Here is a 3612-nt window from a genome sequence, read left to right on the forward strand (position 1 = left end):
ACGGGGTGCTCCTGTGGGTCAGGCTCGACGAGGCGGGCGGCGAGGAGCCCACCGGGGAGCCGCTCGTCCCCGACCGGCCGCGGCTCGCCGGCTCCCTCGCCGCGGTCTGCACGGTGATCGGGCGCTGCGAGCCGGAGGACGTGGTCGCCAACCGCCTGGACCCGTGGCACGGGGCGTGGTTCCACCCGTACTCCTTCGTCGACCTCACGGTGGTCGAGGGGCCCGACGAGGCGGACGGCGACGCGTTCGCCGTGGACGTCTCGTTCAAGGTGGCCGGGCGCGCGGTCGTGCCGGTGCGTGCGGTGTTCACCGCGCCGGGGCCGCGGACCGTCGTCATGCGCATCACGCGCGGCGAGGGCGCGGGTTCCGTCGTCGAGACGCACGCCACGCCGCTGGGTCCGGACGCCCTCGGCCGGCCGCGCACCGCCGTCGTGGAGGCGGTCGTCGCGGCCTCGGACCGGCGCGGCTTCGCGGTCGCGAGGGCCGCGGCGCCGGTCGTCCGCCCGCTGATGCGGGCCGCGGCGGCCCGGCTCTGGCGCGATGACATCGCCTACGCCGAGCGACGCTGGGAGCTGCGGAGCAGCGGGCGCTTCCCCGGCTGAGGAGCTCCGCCGCTCAGGTGCCCACCAGGAGGTTCAGGAGGCGCAGCGGCGGGGTCCTGCCCTTGTCGGGGACGGTCCACAGCGTCTGCCCGCGCAGCCCCCACCGTTGAAGGAGGGCGTTCGCCGCGAGGAACCCGGTGGTCGCGGCCCGCTCCATCAGCGCCACCGGCAGGTCGGTGCGGACGAGGTCGCCCGCGACGGTGACCGCCGGGTCGCTGGTGCGCACGCCGGGCCGGTCGCGGTGGCCGCCCACCGTGAACAGGGGGCAGTCGGCCCGCCATTCGTGCCGCTCGTCGATGACCGCGGCCCCCCGCGTCTCGGGGTAGACCTCCCGCAGCCGGCCGAGCAGGCGCTCCTGCTCCGCCGTCCTGTCGGCGCCGGGGTCCACGGCGTAGGCGTGCAGTTCGACGACCGAGCCGCCGGTCCTGAGCGACCAGCGGGCCGCCTCGCCCTCCCAGCGCTCCAGGACGCTGACGTTGTCCAGGGGGCCGTAGCCGCTGGTGCCGAGGAAGCCGGGCCGGTCGGACGCCACCGGGCGGTCGAGCCAGTAGCGGGAGACGAGGAAGGGCGGTGCGGTGCGCAGCCGCTGAACGCGGGAGCGCCACTCCTGGTCGCAGAGGTGGGGCGAGCGGGCCACCACGTGCCGCAGGCCCCCGGTGTCCAGGGCGAGGACGACGGCGTCGTGCCGCTGCTCGCCGTCGGGGGTGCTGACGCGGAGGCCGCCGCGCGGGTCGGGCCGTACGCTCTCCACGCTCCGGCCGGTGCGGATGTCCGCCCCGTGCCCCGTCAGATAGTGGGCGAGGGGTTCCCACAGGGCGGCGGGGAACGGCTCGTCGGGCACGTCGAAGAGGAGGCCCTCGCTGGAGCCGAGGAAGTAGATGTGGAACATCAGGGCGAGTTCGGCCGCGGAGAGCTCCCCCGGGTCGGCGAAGAAGCTGCGGGAGAACACCTCGAAGGCCAGGTGGTGGGCGGCTTCGGGGAAGCGGATGCGGTCGAGCAGTTCCCGGGCGCTGATGCCGTCGAGCCGCTCGTACACCTCGGGCACGCGCACGTCGAGGAGCGGCAGGGCGGCCGCGGGGTTCATCCGGGCCAGGTCGCGGACGCCGAAGGTGGGGCTGAGTGCGGCGAAGCCGAGCGCGCTCCACGGCGGGGTGCGCGGCACGTGGGCGAAGCTGTCGCGGAGGCCGTTGCTGTGCCGCAGCGGGTAGTCGGGCAGCCCGACGAGCCGGGTGAGTCCGGGATCGGCCCTGCGCAGCAGGCCGCGCAGGTTGTAGTACTGCCGGAAGAAGGCGTGGAAGCCGCGGCTCATCGTCGCCGCCGAGCCGTCCGCGAGGTGTACCTGCCATCCGGCGAGACGTCCGCCGAGCCGCTCCTCGCGCTCGTAGAGCGTGACGCGGACGCCGCGTTCGGCGAGCGCGGTCGCCGCGGCGAGTCCGGCGATCCCGCCGCCGAGCACCGCCACGCGGGGGGCGGCGCCCGTGACGCGCGGGGCGCCCCGCGGTCCGGGGACGATGCGCGCGCGCCGGTCGCGGCCCCTGCGCGGGACGCCGCCCGGCACCGCCTGGCGCCTCATCGTCCGGCCCGCGCGGGGGCGGGGACGGGGACCCTTTCGGGTGCCTCGGCCACGATGGTGTGCACGATGCCCGTCTGCCAGCCCGGCATCGGCAGGACGCGCACCCGTGCGAAGCCCGCCCCGCGCACCCGGTCCCTGAGTTCGGCCGCCGTGTCGAAGGCGATGACGCTGCGGTACAGGTGGCGGTAGAGGCGGCCGTCGCCCGCGAGGCTGCCCACCGGAAGGACGACGCCGGTGCAGACCGCGGTCCACACCGCGCGGTCGAGGGCGTTGCCGCCGAGTGTGTACTCGTGCACGGCGAGGCGCCCGCGCGGGGCGAGGAGCGCTCGGGTCGCGTCGAGCACCACGTCGGGGTCCTTGAGGTTGCGGAACAGGTACGCCGCGAAGACGGCGTCGAAGGGGCCCGTCACGCCCTCCGCGGCGAGCCGCTCGGCGGGGGCGTGCACGAAGGTGACACCGGGCGGCCAGCGCTTGCGGGCCGCCCGGTCCAGCATGCCCGCCGACGCGTCGACCGCGACGATCTCGGCGCGCGGCGCCGCGCGCAGCAGTGCCGCGGTCGAGGCGCCGGTACCGCAGCCGAGGTCGAGCACGCGCAGTCCGGCGCCGCCGTCGGGCAGGCCGAGGCGGCGGGCGGATCTGCGCAGGTGGGAGTGGTAGCCGGGGTTGACGGACACGAAGCGGTCATAGCGTCGGGCGGCGTGGTCGAAGGCGGCGGACAGGGTGTCGTCCCGCAGCACGGTCATCTCGGGGTCTCTCTGTTCGGGCCATCGGATCCGGGCCGCGGGACCGCCGCACGGCGCCCTTCAAAAGGGGCGCGCCGGGGCAGCCAGGGCAGTTCGACGGCGGTGCGGAGCATGGGGCGTACGGGGGTGCGCAGGCCGATCGTGAAGTCCTCGGACCAGCGGGTGCCGCCGTCGAGGAACCGCAGCAGCCGCTCCATCGGCACCCCCTGGAACAGTCCGGTGAAGAAGGGGGCGCCCGCCACCCGTCCGGTGTCCAGGGCGCGCAGCAGCACCGCGTCCATGGCGAGGGAGCGCGCCGAGTGGACCGGCGGCGGCAGCGGGCTGCGCCCCTGGCGGCAGGCGGCGGCCACCGCCCGGGTCTGCCGCTGCACGGCGGCGAAGGTGTAGCCGGTGGAGGGGCGGGTGGCGCCGCCCGCGGTGCCGATGCGGAAGACCGACCGGCCCGCCCGGCGGGGGAAGCGGGCGTCCGTCATGGGGATCACGCCCTGCTCGGTCCGGGTCACCTCGAAGTGCTCGACGCCGAGGTGGCGCCGTACGTAGTCGTGCAGGGCCCGCTCGTACTCCCGCTCGGCCAGGGGCGCGCCGGAGAACTCCGTGTACTCCACCAGCGCCTGGTGGGCCGTGGTCGGCAGGACGTAGGCGAAGGAGAGGCCTCGGGCGGGCTGGGGCGTGCGGAAGTCCATGAGGTCCGCCA

General features: G+C 76.1%; 4 protein-coding genes. 1 reads left to right on the plus strand and 3 read right to left on the minus strand.

Annotated elements, in window-relative coordinates:
- The coding region (locus AB8Z36_RS33805) for a DUF5914 domain-containing protein (protein ID WP_369217208.1) at positions 1–602 on the plus strand (602 nt) is incomplete at its 5' end.
- A 13-nt stretch (positions 603–615) separates the two neighbouring features.
- Here the strand turns inward: AB8Z36_RS33805 and AB8Z36_RS33810 are convergent.
- From AB8Z36_RS33810 to AB8Z36_RS33820, 3 genes are all read right to left on the minus strand, one after another.
- On the minus strand, positions 616–2175 hold the full coding sequence (locus AB8Z36_RS33810; RefSeq protein WP_369217209.1) for an FAD-dependent oxidoreductase: 1560 nt from the start codon (positions 2173–2175) through the stop codon (positions 616–618).
- Positions 2172–2918: a class I SAM-dependent methyltransferase gene (locus AB8Z36_RS33815; RefSeq protein ID WP_369217210.1), complete on the minus strand. Its 747-nt coding sequence runs from the start codon at positions 2916–2918 to the stop codon at positions 2172–2174. The genes AB8Z36_RS33810 and AB8Z36_RS33815 overlap by 4 nt, the downstream gene beginning before the upstream one ends.
- Positions 2915–3612: lycopene cyclase family protein (locus AB8Z36_RS33820; protein ID WP_369217211.1), on the minus strand; the 698-nt coding region annotated here is incomplete at its 5' end. The genes AB8Z36_RS33820 and AB8Z36_RS33815, both read right to left, overlap by 4 nt.

The sequence above is a fragment of the Streptomyces flavofungini genome (assembly GCF_041028215.1).
Classification (GTDB): Bacteria; Actinomycetota; Actinomycetes; order Streptomycetales; family Streptomycetaceae; genus Streptomyces; species Streptomyces flavofungini_B.